Consider the following 15,489-nt stretch of genomic DNA (forward strand, 5'->3'; position numbering starts at 1 on the left):
CGCCGGTGGTGCCGTGCCCCGTCGTGGCGGCGGCCCCGGGTGCGCGGCGCACCCCTCCCGGCGGCCGCTCGACCCCCTGCTCCGCGGGCCGGCCCCGGCCCGCCCGGCCGCCCCGGCAACACGCCGGACCGCCCGGGGCTTCGCGTCCGGCCGTCCGGCGGCGGATACTGCGAGTACCGCCATCCGGGCCCCGTGGGAGCCTCCGAACGAACAGTGAGGAAGGACGCCATGCCGCAGAATCACGAGGACTACCTGATCGACGAGACGGTCGAGACCGTCGAGCCCGACGACGACGCGGCCGAGGGGGACGAGTACGACGAGGTCGCCGAGCGGCGGGCCCTCGGCGCCGACCCCGCCACCGACGTCGCGGACGCCGCCGAGCAGAGCCGGGTCGTCCAGCTCGACGAGGACGAGTACCGCGAGTAGCCGGGCCTGGCGAGACGGGCGGCTACGGGCCCTACAGTGCCTTGCGGCGCTGCAGCCAGGTCATCGCCGCCCACCCCGGCAGCACCGGCAGGATCAGCGTCAGCAGGCGGAACATCGCCACCGCCGCCATCGCGCCGCCCTTCTCCATCGACGCGGTCTGCTGCAGCAGCGTGATCAGCGCGCCGTCCACCGCGCCGGCCCCGCCCGGGGTCGGCGCGACGTTGCCCGCGGCGTTGCCCACCAGGAACACCACCGCCACCGAGGCGAACGAGGGGGCCCGGCCGATCGCCCGGGTGCAGCAGTACAGGCAGGCGATCAGGCAGATCGACACCAGCAGCTGGCCGGTCAGGCCGACCGCCAGCCGGGTCGGGCTGCGCAGCAGGTCCAGCAGCCGGGGCAGCACCTCCGCGGTCAGCGGCCGCAACCGGGCCACCAGCCAGCGCCGGGCCGCCGGGACGGCCGACACCAGCGCCAGCAGGGCCGCCGCCCCGGCGAGCCCGCCGACCACCGCGGGCAGCGCGTCCAGCTCCGAACCGCCCGGCTGCAGGTCCAGCAGGTAGACGAAGGCGCCCAGCTGCAGCAGGTGCAGCACCAGGCCCATCAGCTGCCCCACCCCGACGCTGGACAGCGCCTGCGCGGTGGGGATCCCGGCCCGCTGCAGCAGCCGGGTGTTCAGCGCCACGCCGCCGACGCCCCCGGGCGACACCAGCTTCACGAACGCCCCGGCCAGCTGGGCCAGCACCGCGTTGCGGAAGTCCAGCCGCTCCGGCACGAACCCGACGAACCCCATCGCGGCCGTCACGTGGCTCGCCGCGGCCGCGACCAGCGCCAGCGCCAGCCAGGCCGGGTCGGCGTCCGCCACCGCCGCGATCGGGTTGTCCTCGGCGGCGAACAGCTGCGGGATCAGCAGCCACCCGGCCACCACCCCGCCGACCACGGCCAGCAGGGTCCGCGGCCGCAGCCGCTCCAGCCGCACCGGCCGGCCCACCGCCTGCGGCCGGGCCCGCAGCACCTCGGCCCGGATGGCGTCCAGCAGCCCGCTGCCGGCCGCGGCCGGCGCCGGCCCGTCCCCGGCGTCCGTCTCCGCGGCGGCCGGGGCGGGCCCCGCCCCGGCCCGGTCGGCCTGCTTCAGGGCCTGCCGGGTGGGCAGGGCCAGGGCGATCGGCTGGAGCAGCGGGAGGGCGGCGGCGACCGGGTCGGGCCCGAGGACGGCGATGGCGCTGCGGACGGAGCGGGCGGCGCCGGTGCGCAGCGCCAGGGTGGTGAGCAGCTGGGCGATGTCGCAGTGCAGGACGAGTTCGCTGGCCGCGATGTCGCCGTCGGCGAAGTCGACGAGGTGCACCGCGCCGTCGTCGTCGACGAGCAGGGAGGACGGCACGAGGGCCCGGTGGGCGATCTCCCGGCGCTGCAGCCGGGCGAGCTGCCGCCAGGCCTCGGCGAGCAGCTCGTCGGTGATCTCCGGCTCGGCGAGCTGGTCGAGGGTGCGTCCGGGGAGGTGCTCGTAGGCGATCAGCGCGGTGTCGTGGCCGAGCCCGGCGGTGGCCGCGATGCGGCGGGTGCGGACGCCGGCGGCGAGTGCCGCGTAGGTGACGAGCGCCTCGTGCTCGAGGCCGGTGCGGGGCGAGCGCAGGGCCCGCGGGTGCGGGGCGGTGCGCAGCCGCAGGCGGCGCCAGGCGCGTTGCACGGCGGCGGCGGTGACGGCCTGGCGCTCGAGCAGCAGGACGTCGAGGTCGGGCCTGCCGTCGGCCTGGTGGACCAGGTGGTGGTCGGGTGCCACGGCGCGGGCCCCGGTGGGGCGCAGACCGCTCTCGCGCAGGGCGCGCAGGATCTCCCGCGGGCCGGGCAGCGGGTCGGGGGTGCCGACGGCGTAGAGGGTGCCGTGGGCACCGGTCCAGCCGAGCAGCAGGCCGAGCAGGAGGGCGGTGGGGGTGGCGTAGCCGCCGGCGAGCCCGGCGAGGCCGGAGACGGCGAGGACGGCCCAGGGGGCGCGGCGTTCGCGGCTGCCGGAGGCCGTCATGAAGGCGAGGACGGGGGCGAGGTACCCGTAGACGGGCTCGGTGTGGCCCGGGACGCCGTCGGGCAGCGGCTGGGTGAGCGCGGCCAGCAGGGAGGGCGGGGCGTGCGCGTCGGCCCACAGGTCGACGCCGAGGGTGGCGCCGTAGGCGAGGACGGCGGCGAGCAGGCCGTCGGAGACCTGCTGCAGGGCGCGTCGCCGGTCCGGGCCGAGCAGGCGGCGGGCGGCGAGGACGACCGGCAGCAGGAGGACCGCGGCGGTGGTGAGGCCGTTGGCCAGGTGGGCGAGCGGCCGGGGCACCAGGGCGGCGGCCTCGGCGACGTCGGCGGCGATGCCACCGGTGGTGGCGCGGGCGTAGTCGGCGAGCAGCAGGGTGACCGCGACGGCGAGGAGCCCGGTGAGGAGCCGGATCAGGGCGACGGGCTGCCGGATCCGGCCCGACTCGGACACCGCCCGGCTCCGGCCGCCGCCGGTGCGTCCGGGTATGCCCCGGCGCGCTGCTGTGGGCGCCTCGGCGGTCGTGCCCCCGCCGGTGTCGCCGCTCGTACTCCCCGTCACGATCGCCACGGGTGGCATGGTCCCACGCCACCCGTGCCGTCCGGGACCGGAAGCCGGCTTCCGCCCGGCCGCGGGGCAGGCGCGGCCGGGCCGCTTCCGCCGGCCGCCGCCGGGCCGCCCGCCGGTCAGGCCTGCCGGGTCGGCAGGGCGACGAGGTGGCGCAGGTTGACGTGCCGGGGGCGGCTGACGGTGTAGGCGATCAGGTCGGCGACGTCCTCGGCGGTCAGCGCCGGGATGGCGGCGAACATCCCGCCGAGCTGCTCGCGCAGGTCGGGGTTGTCGATGTGGCCGCCGAGCTCGGTGTCGGTCAGCCCGGGCTCGACGGCGCTGACCCGTACGTCGCGCGGGCCGAGCTCGCTGCGCAGGGCGGCGGAGAGCTGGGTGAGCGCGGCCTTGGTGGCGCCGTAGACGGCGTAGTCGGGGAAGACGACGTGCGAGGCGATCGAGGAGACGTTGACGAGGTCGGCGGTGCGGCCCTCGGCGGCGGCCGCGGTGAGGTCGGCGCTGAAGGCGCGGACGATCCGCAGGGCGCCGGTGAGGTTGGTGTCGACCATCCGGGTCCACTCGTCGATCCGGCCGTCGGCGAGCGGGTTGGGCAGCATCACCCCGGCGTTGTTGACCACCAGGTCGACCGGCCCGTAGGCGGCGTGGACGGCCCGGGCGGCGGCGTCCACGGAGGCCTGGTCGGTGACGTCGGCGGTGACGGCGAGGGCCTGCCCGCCGGCGGCGGCGAGCTCGGCGGCGAGGGCGTCGATCCGGTCGGTGCGGCGGGCGAGCAGCGCGACCCGGGCGCCGCCGGCGGCGAGCAGTCGGGCGGTGGCGGCACCCATGCCGCTGGCGGCTCCGGTGACGACGGCGGTGCGGGCGGCGAGGCCGGGGTGGTTCACGGTGGCTCCTGGACGGGGTGTTCGGGTGGACGCCGTCCACTCTGCGCGGCCCGTCGCGGTCCACCCAGGGCCCTGGTCCTCCCCGGTCCGCCGGACCGGGGGTCCGGCAGGGCCACCCTGGCGGTTCACCCGGACGGGTGTGTCCCCGGCCCGCCGGGCGGGCGCCGTCACTACCCTGCCAGCATGAGCGCCTGCGAAGACCTCGCCGCGGCACCCCAGGACATCGCGCCCCTCCCGCCGGCCGGCGGCTGCGCCGACTGCCTGGCCCAGGACCGCCGGGACTGGGTGCACCTGCGGATCTGTCTGGACTGCGGGCACGTCGGCTGCTGCGACTTCTCGCCGCAGCGGCACGCCACCGCGCACTTCCACGACACCTCGCACCCGGTGATCCGCTCCTTCGAGCCGGGCGAGGACTGGCGGTGGTGCTTCGTCCACGAGGTGATGGGCTGAGCCGCAGCGGGGCGCCCCGCCCCGCCCGCCGCCCAAGGCCCGCCCGCCGCCCGCTCCCGGTGGCGGTCGGGGACGATCCGGATAAAATCCGGACAAGACGCCCGTGCGGCCCCTGGCCGACATCCGTCCGGCCGGTGACCGCCGAAGGGAGGCCGACGATGACCAAGCGAACCCCGGGCAGTACCGCCAAGCTCCGCCAGGGCACCCAGGAACTGCTGGAGCGCCGGGGCATGGCGAACCCACCGAGCAGGCTCGCGCCGCGGTCGGGCGGCGGGGCCGCGTCCTCCGCCACCACCGGGTACACCGCCCCCGACGCCTTCCGGCACGGCGGGCGCGACACCGCCGCCTCGGCGCCGCACGGGGCCCCGGCGATGCACGCCGAGCTCAAGGGCCACCGGCACCGCGGCGCGGAGAAGCACTCCGCGCACTGAACCGCGGCGACGCCCCGCGGCCGGGGGCGGGCGGAGCCGTCGGGCCCCGCCCGCCCCCGCCGTCCCTCCCGGGTCCGCACCGGCCCCGCCGTCCGCCGGGCCGGCTGTCGGTGGCCCGGGGTACCTTCGACGCGATCGAGCAGTGCGGGGCGGGAGGACGGGGGCACACCATGGCCGACGTGATCACGGAGGAGCCGGTCGAGCTCCAGCTGGAGCGGTACCGGACGGAGCTGACGGGCTACTGCTACCGCATGCTCGGCTCGGTCTTCGAGGCCGAGGACGCGGTGCAGGAGACGATGGTCCGCGCCTGGCGCGGTCACCGGGGCTTCGAGGGCCGGGCCGCGCTGCGCTCCTGGCTGTACCGGATCGCCACCAACGTCTGCCTGGACGCACTGAACGGCCGCCGGAACCGGGCCCGTCCGATGGACCTCGCCGGGCCCGTCACGGTGGCGACGGCGAGCGAGACCCAGCTGCCCGAGGCGACCTGGATCGGCCCCGCGCCGGACGGCAGGGTGCTGCCCGAGACGGGGGACCCGGCCGACGTGGCCGCCCAGCGGGAGTCGGTGAAGCTGGCCTTCGTCGCCGTCCTGCAACGGCTCGCGCCCCGGCAGCGGGCCGTGCTGATCCTGCGCGAGGTGCTCGGCTGGAAGGCCGCCGAGGTGGCCGAACTGCTCGGCGTGACGGTGGCGTCGGTGAACAGCGCGCTGCAGCGGGCCCGCGGCGTGCTCGCCGGGGACGCGGCCGCCCGTCCGGCGCCGGACCTGGACGACGACCACCGCGCGCTGCTGGACCGCTACGTCCGCGCCTTCGAGGCCTACGACATGGACGGCCTGGCCGCGCTGCTGCACGAGGACGTCACGCTCAACATGCCGCCGTTCGCGATGTGGCTGTGCGGGCGGGAGGAGATCCGGGCCTGGATGCTCGGGCCCGGCCACGGCTGCCGCGGCTCCCGGCTGCTCCCGGTCACCGCCAACGGCGGCCCGGCCTTCGCCCAGTACCGGCCGAGTCCGGCCGGCGGGCACGAGCCGTGGGCGCTGATCGTGCCGGAGGTGTCAGCGGGCCGGATCACCGGGTTCACCAACTTCCTGGACACCGACGTGCTCTTCCCGCTGTTCGGCCTCCCGCCCCGGCTGGACGCCGAGTAGCGCCGTCAGGCAGGGCGGGTCGGCGGCCGCCGGCAGCAGCGCCGCGAGCCCGCTGAACGCGAGCAGTTCGCGCAGCGGGCCGCCGGCGTTCCGCAGCACCACGCCCACGCCGTGGCGTCCGGCGGCGAGCCGGAGCCGGGCCAGGGCGTCGACGACGGCCAGGTCGGGCGCGTCCAGGGCGCCGAGGTCGCAGACCAGGGCTCGGTCCGGCCGGTCGGCCGGGGTGTTCCGGGTTTTCTCCATGCTGCTTGGACCGGTCCGGCGGCCCCGGCTCATCGGTGTGCGCGGAAGTTCCGGCCGGGCCGGCCCGGCCGAAGGGTCTCCGGGCGCCGTGCGAGGCCTCCCCGAAGAAAGTTCCGCGGGGAGCGATGAGTTCGCGGCGCGGCCCCGGTCCACCCCTGTGGAAGCGCCACCGAGGGCGCCGTGACGAGGAAGAGGACCGACACCATGACCGAGAACCCGAGCGAGCTGACCATCACCCGGGAGCTGCCGGCCACTCCGGACGCCGCCTTCCGCGCCTACGTCGAGCCCGAGCAGTTCGTCCGCTTCTGGGGCCCGGTCGGCACGCACGTCGAGCCGTCCACCGTGACCATCGAGCCGCGGGTGGGCGGGCGTTACGACAGCACCCTGACCATCGACGCGACCGGCGACGAGTACCCGATGCGCAGCCGGATCACCGACATCCGCCCGGGCGAGCTGATCGCCCTGGTCGAGGAGGGCGTCGGCATGAGCTCCACGCTGACCTTCCGGGACCTCGGTGACGGCCGCACCGAGGTGGTCCTGCACCAGACCGAGGTGCCCGCGATGTACTGCGGCCCGGAGGCCCGGGCGGGCCTCGACTCCAGCTTCGACCGGCTGGTCGAGCACCTCGCCGCGCGCGGCTGACCGGCACGGCCCCCGCCGCTGCCCGTCGGCCCACCGGGCCACCGGGCCGGCGGGCGGGTGGTGGCAGAGTAGGCGGTCCGAAAGCCCCGTGCCCGAGGAGGACCGCAGTGACGGCTGAGCCCTTGAAGTCCCGCGAGGAGTGGTTGGCCTCGCTGCCCCGGATCTACGCCGCGGCCGGCTGCCTGCTGCGCGACGACTCCGGCCGGATCCTGATCGTGAAGGCCGGGTACCGCGAGCACTGGCAGTTCCCGGGCGGGACGATCGACCTCGGCGAGGGCCCGGTCGAGTGCGCCGTACGGGAGTTGGAGGAGGAGACCGGCATCGTGAAGGAGGCCGGCGCCCTGCTGGCGATCTCCTGGACCCATCCCTCGGCCGAACTCGACCACCCGGCCGAGCACTTGATGTTCGACTTCGGCACCGTCCCGGACGGCACCCCGGTGACCGTGCCGGCCGGTGAGCTGGACGAGCACCGCTGGGCGCCGCTGGACGAGGCCCTGGAGCTGCTCGGGCCGGCCCGTTCGGCCCGGCTGCGGGCGGCTCTGGAGGCGTCCGTCGACGGCCGGGTCCGGATCGTCACCACGCACGTCTCCGGTTTCTGAGGAGCGCGGCGGAGCGCGGCGACCGGGCCGGGCGCCGCGCGGCGCGGCGGGCCGCACCGGCGGGCCCGTGCGGCCGACTGCCGGCCCCCGGGCGGGAGTTCCGCCCGGGGGCCGGTCCGGGTCACGCCTGCTCGGCGTTCCGGGCGGCGATGAAGGCGGCGACGGCCTCGGCGGTGAAGGTCTCCGCCTCGGACTTGTCGACGCTCAGGCCGGCGAGCACGCCGGCGCCGTTCTCCAGCTCCAGCAGGGCCAGCAGGATGTGCTCGGTGCCGACGTAGTTGTGTCCGAGCTTGAGCGCCTCGCGGAAGGTCAGCTCCAGCACCTTCTTGCCCTGCGCGTCGTACGGGATGAGCGCCGGCACCTCGGCGACGGCCGCGGGCAGGGCGGCGGTGGCCGCGGTCCGGACGGCCTCCGGGCCGACGCCCTGGGCGGCGAGCGCCTTGACCGCGAGGCCCTCGGGCTCGGCGAGCAGCCCGAGCAGCACGTGTTCGGCGGTGATCTCGGCGTTCCCGGCCCGCCGGGCCTCCTCCTGGGAGGCCATCACGACGCTGCGGGCCCGGTCGGTGAACCGGCTGAAGCCCTGGTTCGGGTCCAGGTCGGAGGGAGTGCCCGGGTCCTTGGGGACGAAGCGCTTCTGGGCGGCCTGCTTGCTGACGCCCATGCTGCGGCCGATGTCGGTCCAGGACGCGCCGGAGCGGCGGGCCTGGTCCACGAAGTGGCCGATCAGGTGGTCGGCGAGGTCACCGAGGTGGTCGGCGGCGATGACCGCGTCGGAGAGCTGGTCGAGCGCGTCGGGGTGGACCTTCTTGATCGCGGCGATCAGGTCGTCGAGGCGCAGGGGAGTGGTGCTGGGAACGACGGAATTCTCCATGCGTCAACCGTAGGTTGTCGACGCCTCATCGTCAACCATCGGTTGACGATGAGGCGGGAGGGGTTCCGGAGTCGCGGAAGCGGCGCGGTCCGCCGGGCGGCTGCTACTCGGCGGGCAGCAGGCGGGCCCGGACGGCGGCGACCTCGGCGGGGGCGGCCCCGGCGGCGAGCAGGTAGCCGGCCGGGTCGAAGTCGCTCAGCGCCGCCTCCAGGGCGGCCTCGGCGGTGGTGCCGGCCCCGGCGAGCACCGCGTCGATCCGGTCGTACTGGTCCGGGAGGCCCAGCATTCCGTACAGCGGCCGGACGTTGGGGCCGCTGATCAGGTAGTCCTCGACGATCGCGGCCCGCTCGACGCCGGCCAGGGCGAGCAGCAGCAGGGCCGCCAGGCCGGTGCGGTCGCGGCCGGCGCCGCAGTGCACGACCAGGCCGCCGGGGCGGGCGCCGGCGACGGCCGCGACCAGCGCGGCGGCGGCGTGCGGGCAGTGGTCCAGGTAGGGGCGGAGCGCGAGCGGGGTGCCGTCCAGTCGGCCGTAGGCCTCCCACCAGGCGGGGCCGGCCAGTTCGTCCAGCGGGACCCGGATCAGCTCGACGCCCTCGGGGAGCGGGAGGAGCGGCTTGTACTCCTCGGTGTTGCGCAGGTCGACCACGGTGCGGACGCCGTGGTCGAGGAGGGCGTCCCAGCCCTCGGCGGTGAGGCGGTCCAGGTTGTCCGCCCGGACTATCGCCCCGCGGGCGGTCGGTCGGCCGGAGGCGGTGGGCAGGCCGCCCAGGTCGCGGACGTTCAGGCAGCCGTCCCAGACGAGGGTGCGGTCCTCGGCGGTGGTCAGCGCGCGCGTCCGGCTCATGGGGTTCCCCGATTCCTCGACGGGGGTCCCGTTACCCCCTCGTTATGTAAGGACTCCCGGGAGATCCGGATGGTTCCTCGGCGTTCGGATCGCCGGCATCCGGCGTTCAGGACGCGGCGGGCGGTGCCGGGTGGTGCCGGGTGGTGCCGGGTGGTGCGGTCCGGGGCCGGGTCGGGGCCGGGTCGGGGCCGGGTCAGGCGGTGGTCGGGGCCTCGGCCTCGGCGATGACCAGCTTGGCGATCGGGTCGGTGGCGCTCTGGCCGAGCACCGAGCCGGCCGCGATCGCACCGACCAGGAACACGGTGGACAGCCAGGCCATGGTCGACACCGGCAGGGTGAAGGCGCCGACCACCCGGGCCGCGCACTCGGCCAGCAGCGCGGTGCCCCAGATCCCCGCGAACACCCGCTCGTGGCGGCGGAAGGCCCGGGAGCCGGCCGCCGCACCCCCGGTCAGCCGGTGCCAGGCGGCGGTGCGGTCCGCCCGGCCCCGGGTGACGAAGGGCATCAGCATCGGGGTCATCACCGACCGGCCGACCAGCCCCGAGAAGAGGATCGCCAGCGCCACGGTGCCGCTCAGCGCACCGTCCTTGGCGATCATCAGCCGGGCGTCGCCGGTGACGAAGGTGAGCGCCAGACCGGCCAGGTTGACGGTGAGCATCAGCGCGGCCCACAGGTTCAGCCGCCGCTCGCGCAGCAGGCCGAGGACGGTCCGGGCGGCCGGGATGGTGCTGCTCCAGGCCAGCGCGGCGAACTCGCTCAGGCCGCAGGCCGAGTGGAGCAGGAAGTAGCCGGCCAGCGGGGCGGCCACGTCGAGGGCGAGCGGGCGGAGCCCGGAGAGCAGCGGGTTCGAGGCCCGGGCCGCGGGAGCGGCGGCGATCGGGGCGGTGGTGGCGGTGTTGACGGGCTGGCTCACGGTGGGTTCCTCCCCGGCTCGGCGGCCGCGGGCCCCTGCCCGCGTCGTGCCTCCAGTCTTTCCGTCCGACCCTCCGTCAGAGCAGTGCCGTCCGTTGCGGGATCCGTGTGACAGCTGTCATGGTGCGGCCCGTGACGACCCGTCCGACCTGCGGGTTTCCCGGGGTGTGCCGCCGCGGGGCGTGCCCCGGCAGCGAGCCCCCGGGCACGCGCGACACGGCCTAACCCCGGTGGGGGAAGGCCCACAGTTCGCGACCCCGGGTGTCCAGGCAGCGGACGGTGCGGTAGCGCTCGTCCCCGGCCGAGAGGAAGCCCCGCGCGACGCCCTCCAGGACGGTCCGGGAGACGGCGTCGCCCCGGGTCCAGGCGCCGGTCAGGACGAGCTCCCCGGCGATCAGCTCGGCGCGCTGCACCCGGGCCACCGAGGCGGTCAGCAGGGCGGCGTTGACGTCCTCCAGCCCGGCGCGGGAGAGGTAGCCCTCTCCGGTGCCGTCCCGGTCCCGCGCCGCCCGGTGGCGCAGCTCCGGCAGGCCGTAGCGGCGGACGGCGGCGACCGCGTCCTCCAGCACCAGCGGCCAGCGCGGCCCGGGCAGGACCTGCCACCAGACGTCCTCGCCGACCGGCAGCACCTCGCCGATCCGCGCCCGCCAGACCTCCAGGCCGTACCGGGTGCGCGGGTCGGGCCGGTGGCCGGGGAGACCGGCGGCGGCCCAGTCGGCCCGGCGGACGGCACTGAGGTCGAAGGTGAAGGAGGTCCGGTCGGCGGAGGGGCGTTCCACCACGCCCAGCAGCAGCCAGTGGGTCTCGTCCGGCAGGGCGAAGGTGCGGCGCCACCCGCGCAGTCCCAGGGCGCGCAGGCCGGGTGCGAGGTGGTGGCGCAGCCCCTCCGCGTGGAGCTGGTGGGCGGTGGTCATCGCGGGCGTCCCTGCTGGTCGTCACTGCTGGTGGGGGCGGCCGGCCCGGCCGCCGGCCCGGGCGCGCGGCGGCGCGGGGGCGGGCGGACGGAGGGGCGGTGCGGCGGCCGGTCGTCGAGGCGGTCCGGGCGCGGCGGTGCGCACGGCGGCCCCGGGGCCCGACCGGGCCCGGACTGCTTCGCCCACGGACAACGTAGGCGGCGGAGGGCCTCCGGGGCCGCGGGCGAAGGGCGGCGGCCGACGGGACCTTGGGCCCGGCGGCCCGTGGTCCTTCGACCGGACCCGGACCCGGTCGCCCGGATGGCGCATGATGTGGCGGGTGCAGAGTGCAGAGCGCCCCGGAGCGGGCACCGACAGCCCCGTCGGCCGGTCCGGACCAGTCCCTTCCGCCGGCCCACCACCCGGCGGGCCCGTCGCCCCCGTCGATCTGACCGAGGCCGTCCGGGCCGCGCAGGCGGGGGACGAGGACGCGTTCCGGCTGCTGTTCCGGACGGTCCAGCCGGGCCTGCTGCGCTACCTGCGGGTACTGGTCGGCGGGCGTCCCGAGGACGCCCAGGACGCCGAGGACATCGCCTCCGAGACCTGGCTGCAGATCGCCCGCGACCTGCGCGGCTTCTCCGGGGACGGGGACGGCTTCCGCGGCTGGGCCGCCACCGTGGCCCGCCACCGCGCGCTCGACCACCTGCGCGCCCGCCGCCGCCGCCCGGTCACCGACCTGCCCTTCGAGTACCTCGCCGAGCTGGCCGCCGGGGACGACACCGCGCGCGCCGCGCTCACCACCGTCGGCACCGCCGACGCACTGGCGCTGATCTCCCGGCTGCCGCGCGACCAGGCCGAGGCCGTCCTGCTGCGGGTGGTGATGGAACTGGACGCCGAGAGCGCCGCCCGGGTGCTCGGCAAGCGGGCCGGCAGCGTCCGGATGGCCGCCCACCGGGGGCTGCGCAAGCTGGCCACGCTGCTGGAGCAGCCCTTCGCGGCCGGTACCGGCATCCCGGCCGCGCGGGCGGCCGCGGAGCCCGCCGAACGACCCGCGGGACGGGCCGCGGGGCGGTCCGCGAAAAAAAGTACTGCGCAGGGTGTGACAGAACGCCGGGCCGCGACGCTGAAGGACATGAGATGAGCACCAACCGATCCCGTCGGATCGACCGTGACACGGCCGAGCACCTGCTCGGCGGTGCCGTGGGCGGCCCGCCGGCCGGGCAGGACGCCTCGCTCACCGGACCGGACGGCGGTCCCGGGGCAGTCGCCCGGGTCCTCGCCGCGGCCGCCGCCCCGGCGACGGTCGACGAGCTGGCCGGGGAGGAGCACGCCCTGGCCGCCTTCCGGGAGGCCCGTCTCGCGTCCGACCCCGTAGTGACCGCACCCGTCCGGAGACGATCGATGGCGACCGCCACGCTGGCCAGGGCCTTCAGCACGAAGGCCGTTGCCGTCGTGCTCGGCGCCACGGCGCTGTGCGGGGTCGCGGTCGCCGCCGGCACCGGGAACCTGCCGTCCCCGCTGGGCGGCCCCGCCGAGCCGGAGCACATGCTCGCCACCGGCGGCGGCAGCGCGTCCGGCCACCCGTCCGGCACCCCGCCGCGCAGTGCCGCGCCGGCCGGGGCGTCCCCGCGCCCGTCCGGCACCGGCCCGTCCGGTGCCCCGCAGCAGGTCGCGCCGTCCACCGCCCCGGCGCCCGGCGCCCCCTCCGCCGGTGCCGACGGACGCGGCGCCCGGCAGGTCCCGCCCGCGCTGGTCCCGCTCTGCCGCGGGTTCGCCGACCGGACGGGCAAGGGCGAGCGCTCGCGCCAGCTGCTCACCGACCCGCTCTACGCCCCCCTGGTCGCGGCGGCCGGCGGGGCGGAGAAGGTGGCGGAGTACTGCGCGGACGGCGCCGGGAAGCAGGGCGACGACGACCACCAGGGCGCCGCCCCGCAGCCCCGCGACCCGGGCCGGGCGGTGCCGAGCCCCGGCGCCGGCAAGGGCGGCAACGACAACACCAACGGAAACGACAACGCCAACGGCAAGGGCAAGGGCGGCACGGACGCCGGCACCAACGGCGGCGACGCGGCCAAGCAGCCCGGCAGGGCCGGCGGCACCGCCTCCACGGTGCCGGCCGTACCGGTCGTGCCGGACGCCCGCCCGAGCCCGGTCAAACCGGACCGGCCCGAGGACGACCAGTCGGGCCGGCGGTAACCCCCCGGACTCCGGGTGGGCGGCGGGCGACTCCCCCCGGGCCCGCCGCCCACCCGGATCGCACCACCCGCACCACCCGCAGGACCTGCAGTACCCGCAGTACGCAGGACCACCCGAAGACCCCGGGTGGCCGGTCGGCTCCCCCGTGCCCACCGTCCACCCGGCCGGCCCCGGCCGGACCGGCAGGCGCATCACCCCGGACGCGCCGCCGGCCGGCCGGCCCGGAACGTGCGGCCCGCCCGCCCGCAGTCAGGGCGGGCCGCACCCCCCGTGCCGGCGGCCGGGGGACCGCTGCCCGGTCCCCCGACCGCCTCCCCGCCCCCGGCGGGGCGGTCCGGCCGGGCGGCTATCGTGCACGGGTGCACGAGGCGGCCCGGAACCCCGGGCACGGCACGTGAGGGGAGCTCCAGTGATCGGACGGGCGCTGAACGGGCGTTACGAACTCGTCGAGATACTCGGCGTCGGCGGCATGGCCACCGTCTGGCGCGGCGTGGACCACGTGCTGGGCCGGCAGGTGGCCGTCAAGGTCCTCAACGGAGGCCTCGCCGACGACCCCCGCTTCGCCGAGAGGTTCGGCCGGGAGGCGCAGCACGCCGCGATGCTGGTGCACCCGAGGATCGTCATGGTCTTCGACTCCGGCGTCGACGAGGGCACCCCGTTCATCGTCATGGAGCTCGTCAACGGGCGTTCGCTCGCCGCCGTGCTGGCGCAGCAGCCGGCCCTGCCGGTGGAGCGGGCCGTCGGCATCGCGGCGGCGGTCTGCGAGGCGCTGGCGGTCGCGCACGCGGCCGGGCTGGTCCACCGCGACATCAAGCCCGGCAACATCATGATCACCGACGACGGCGGCGTGAAGGTCGTCGACTTCGGCATCGCCCGGGCCGGGTCCTCCAGCAACCTCACCCAGACCGCGAGCGTGCTCGGCACGGCCGCGTACCTGTCGCCCGAGCAGGCCACGGCCTCGGCGCTGGACGGCCGCACCGACCTCTACGCCGTCGGCTGCGTGCTCACCGAGATGCTGACCGGCGCGACCCCGTTCACCGCCGAGAGCCCGGTGGCGATCGCCTTCAAGCACGTCGGCGAACAGCCGCTGCCGCCGTCGGCCCGCCGCCCCGGTCTGCCGCCGGCCCTGGACGCCGCGGTCCTGCGGCTGCTCGCCAAGAAGCCCGCCGACCGGCCCGCGGACGCGGCCGCGGCGCGGTACGAGCTCCTCTCCACCGTGCCCGGGCTCGCGGTCGGCGACCCGACGACCGAACTCCTCGCCACCGCCGCCGCCACCCAGCTGCTCCCGCCCGTCCCGGCGGCGAACGCCGACCAGCAGCACACCACTCTGCTGCCGCCGCAGGCCGCGGCGCCCGCCACCTCGCTGATGGCCCCCGTCCCGGCGGCCCCGCCGGCGCCCGCCGCCCGCAGCCGGCGCCGGCCGCTCGTGCTGGGCGCCCTCGGGGTGGCCGGGCTCGCCGGGGTCACCGCGCTGGCCGTCACCGCCTTCGACGAGCCGGCCGGCCACGCGACCCCGGCGGCCAAGCCGCCCGCGGCCACCGCCTCCGCCCGCCCGACGGCCACGCCCACCCCGACCCCGACCCCGGCGGCGCCCACCACCCCGGCCGCCCTCCCGACCACGGCGGCCCCCGTCGTCCCCCGCAACCAGGCCCCGGCGCTCCAGCTCAACGCCTTCCGCCAGGCCGTCGCGCAGGCCCAGGTCGGCAAGGACCGCGACCGCCAGGTCGAGCTGCTGCGGATCCTCGACGACGCCTCGGCCCGCCTCAACGAGGGCTCCCCGGACGACGCCGCCCAGGAGCTGAAAGACGCCCAGAAGGTGATCCGCGACATGGCGAAGAAGCACGCCATCGACCCTGCGACCAACGCCAACTGGAACGCCCGGCTGTCGGCCCTGCTGATCACCCTGCACGCGACGGCCGGCGACCAGAACGACTGAGGGACCGGCTGAGGGCCCGGCGCCGCAGGGGTGCTGGCGGGCCGTCACAATGGCGGGATGCTGACTCTCGGATCCGTCGTCCTCGGTGTCTCCGACATGCCGCGCGCGGTCGCCTTCTGGACCGCGGCGCTCGGCTACCGCGCGCGCGACGGCGAGGTCGGGGCGGACTGGACGGTGCTCGTCCCCGCCGCCGGCGGCGGCGTGCAGATCGCGCTGGGCGTCAGCGAGTCGCCCGTCCAGGAGCACCCGCGGGTGCACCTGGACCTCTACGCCGGCGACGCCGGCGACCAGGCCGCCGAGGTCGAGCGACTGGTGTCGCTCGGCGCCCGGCGGGTCGACTGGGACAGCTACCCCGAGGACCCGGACTTCGTGGTGCTCGCCTGCCCCGAGGGCAACCGCTTCTGCGTCATCGACACGAGCCGCTGACCGCGGCGCCGCGGGACCG

General features: G+C 77.0%; 17 protein-coding genes. 10 read left to right on the forward strand and 7 right to left on the reverse strand.

Annotation, left to right across the window (positions count from 1 at the left end; all coding sequences use genetic code 11):
• The first annotated feature begins 228 nt into the window (after nucleotides 1-228).
• Entirely contained in the window at nucleotides 229-426 is a 198-nt protein-coding gene (locus AB0N04_RS31205) for a hypothetical protein (protein WP_360211157.1), read from the forward strand.
• A 31-nt stretch (nucleotides 427-457) separates the two neighbouring features.
• Here AB0N04_RS31205 and AB0N04_RS31210 read toward each other — a convergent pair whose 3' ends face one another.
• Nucleotides 458-3,007: a lysylphosphatidylglycerol synthase domain-containing protein gene (locus AB0N04_RS31210; protein ID WP_360211159.1), complete on the reverse strand. Its 2,550-nt coding sequence runs from the start codon at nucleotides 3,005-3,007 to the stop codon at nucleotides 458-460.
• A 116-nt stretch (nucleotides 3,008-3,123) separates the two neighbouring features.
• Nucleotides 3,124-3,885 carry an SDR family oxidoreductase gene (locus tag AB0N04_RS31215; RefSeq protein ID WP_360211161.1) on the reverse strand — a complete coding sequence of 254 codons (762 nt, stop codon included), beginning with the start codon at nucleotides 3,883-3,885 and terminating at the stop codon, nucleotides 3,124-3,126.
• A gap of 183 nt (nucleotides 3,886-4,068) precedes the next feature.
• Between AB0N04_RS31215 and AB0N04_RS31220 the strand changes: the two genes are divergently transcribed.
• From AB0N04_RS31220 to AB0N04_RS31230, 3 genes are all read left to right on the forward strand, one after another.
• Nucleotides 4,069-4,335: a UBP-type zinc finger domain-containing protein gene (locus AB0N04_RS31220; RefSeq protein ID WP_360211163.1), complete on the forward strand. Its 267-nt coding sequence runs from the start codon at nucleotides 4,069-4,071 to the stop codon at nucleotides 4,333-4,335.
• A 158-nt stretch (nucleotides 4,336-4,493) separates the two neighbouring features.
• Nucleotides 4,494-4,766: a hypothetical protein gene (locus AB0N04_RS31225; RefSeq protein ID WP_360211165.1), complete on the forward strand. Its 273-nt coding sequence runs from the start codon at nucleotides 4,494-4,496 to the stop codon at nucleotides 4,764-4,766.
• A gap of 170 nt (nucleotides 4,767-4,936) precedes the next feature.
• Nucleotides 4,937-5,911: a sigma-70 family RNA polymerase sigma factor gene (locus tag AB0N04_RS31230; RefSeq protein ID WP_360211167.1), complete on the forward strand. Its 975-nt coding sequence runs from the start codon at nucleotides 4,937-4,939 to the stop codon at nucleotides 5,909-5,911.
• On the opposite strand, the gene AB0N04_RS31235 is transcribed toward AB0N04_RS31230, so the two are convergent.
• Nucleotides 5,819-6,154 carry an STAS domain-containing protein gene (locus AB0N04_RS31235; RefSeq protein ID WP_360211169.1) on the reverse strand — a complete coding sequence of 112 codons (336 nt, stop codon included), beginning with the start codon at nucleotides 6,152-6,154 and terminating at the stop codon, nucleotides 5,819-5,821. The genes AB0N04_RS31230 and AB0N04_RS31235 overlap by 93 nt on opposite strands.
• Before the next feature lie 204 nt (nucleotides 6,155-6,358).
• Between AB0N04_RS31235 and AB0N04_RS31240 the strand changes: the two genes are divergently transcribed.
• On the forward strand, nucleotides 6,359-6,796 hold the full coding sequence (locus AB0N04_RS31240) for an SRPBCC domain-containing protein (protein ID WP_360211171.1): 438 nt from the start codon (nucleotides 6,359-6,361) through the stop codon (nucleotides 6,794-6,796).
• Between the two features lie 107 nt (nucleotides 6,797-6,903).
• A complete protein-coding gene (locus tag AB0N04_RS31245; RefSeq protein ID WP_360211173.1) occupies nucleotides 6,904-7,395 on the forward strand; it encodes an NUDIX hydrolase in 492 nt (163 codons plus the stop codon).
• A 121-nt stretch (nucleotides 7,396-7,516) separates the two neighbouring features.
• On the opposite strand, the gene AB0N04_RS31250 is transcribed toward AB0N04_RS31245, so the two are convergent.
• The 4 genes from AB0N04_RS31250 to AB0N04_RS31265 all read right to left on the reverse strand — a co-directional run bounded on the left by AB0N04_RS31250 (nucleotide 7,517) and on the right by AB0N04_RS31265 (nucleotide 10,936).
• Nucleotides 7,517-8,266, reverse strand: coding sequence for a Clp protease N-terminal domain-containing protein (locus tag AB0N04_RS31250; RefSeq protein ID WP_360211175.1), 750 nt, complete (start codon nucleotides 8,264-8,266; stop codon nucleotides 7,517-7,519).
• Nucleotides 8,267-8,369: 103 nt separating this feature from the next.
• The gene (locus AB0N04_RS31255) at nucleotides 8,370-9,110 is read right to left on the reverse strand and encodes a tyrosine-protein phosphatase (protein ID WP_360211177.1); all 741 of its coding nucleotides are present in this window, start codon (nucleotides 9,108-9,110) and stop codon (nucleotides 8,370-8,372) included.
• Between the two features lie 193 nt (nucleotides 9,111-9,303).
• Nucleotides 9,304-10,023 carry a VC0807 family protein gene (locus AB0N04_RS31260; protein ID WP_360211179.1) on the reverse strand — a complete coding sequence of 240 codons (720 nt, stop codon included), beginning with the start codon at nucleotides 10,021-10,023 and terminating at the stop codon, nucleotides 9,304-9,306.
• A 220-nt stretch (nucleotides 10,024-10,243) separates the two neighbouring features.
• Nucleotides 10,244-10,936: a hypothetical protein gene (locus tag AB0N04_RS31265; RefSeq protein ID WP_360211181.1), complete on the reverse strand. Its 693-nt coding sequence runs from the start codon at nucleotides 10,934-10,936 to the stop codon at nucleotides 10,244-10,246.
• Between the two features lie 310 nt (nucleotides 10,937-11,246).
• Here AB0N04_RS31265 and AB0N04_RS31270 point away from each other — a divergent pair, with 310 nt between their 5' ends.
• The 4 genes from AB0N04_RS31270 (at nucleotide 11,247) to AB0N04_RS31285 (ending at nucleotide 15,470) form a co-directional block, all read left to right on the forward strand.
• Complete coding sequence (locus AB0N04_RS31270; RefSeq protein ID WP_360211310.1) at nucleotides 11,247-12,056, forward strand: RNA polymerase sigma factor; 810 nt, start codon at nucleotides 11,247-11,249, stop codon at nucleotides 12,054-12,056.
• A complete protein-coding gene (locus tag AB0N04_RS31275; RefSeq protein WP_360211183.1) occupies nucleotides 12,053-13,108 on the forward strand; it encodes a hypothetical protein in 1,056 nt (351 codons plus the stop codon). Before AB0N04_RS31270 ends, AB0N04_RS31275 begins: the two co-directional genes overlap by 4 nt.
• 409 nt (nucleotides 13,109-13,517) lie before the next feature.
• Entirely contained in the window at nucleotides 13,518-15,044 is a 1,527-nt protein-coding gene (locus tag AB0N04_RS31280; protein ID WP_360211185.1) for a protein kinase, read from the forward strand.
• 57 nt (nucleotides 15,045-15,101) lie between these two features.
• Nucleotides 15,102-15,470, forward strand: coding sequence for a VOC family protein (locus AB0N04_RS31285; RefSeq protein ID WP_360211187.1), 369 nt, complete (start codon nucleotides 15,102-15,104; stop codon nucleotides 15,468-15,470).
• Nucleotides 15,471-15,489: the final 19 nt, after the last annotated feature.

The sequence above is a fragment of the Kitasatospora sp. NPDC051702 genome (genome assembly GCF_040681575.1).
In the GTDB taxonomy this organism is placed as follows: Bacteria; Actinomycetota; Actinomycetes; order Streptomycetales; family Streptomycetaceae; genus Kitasatospora.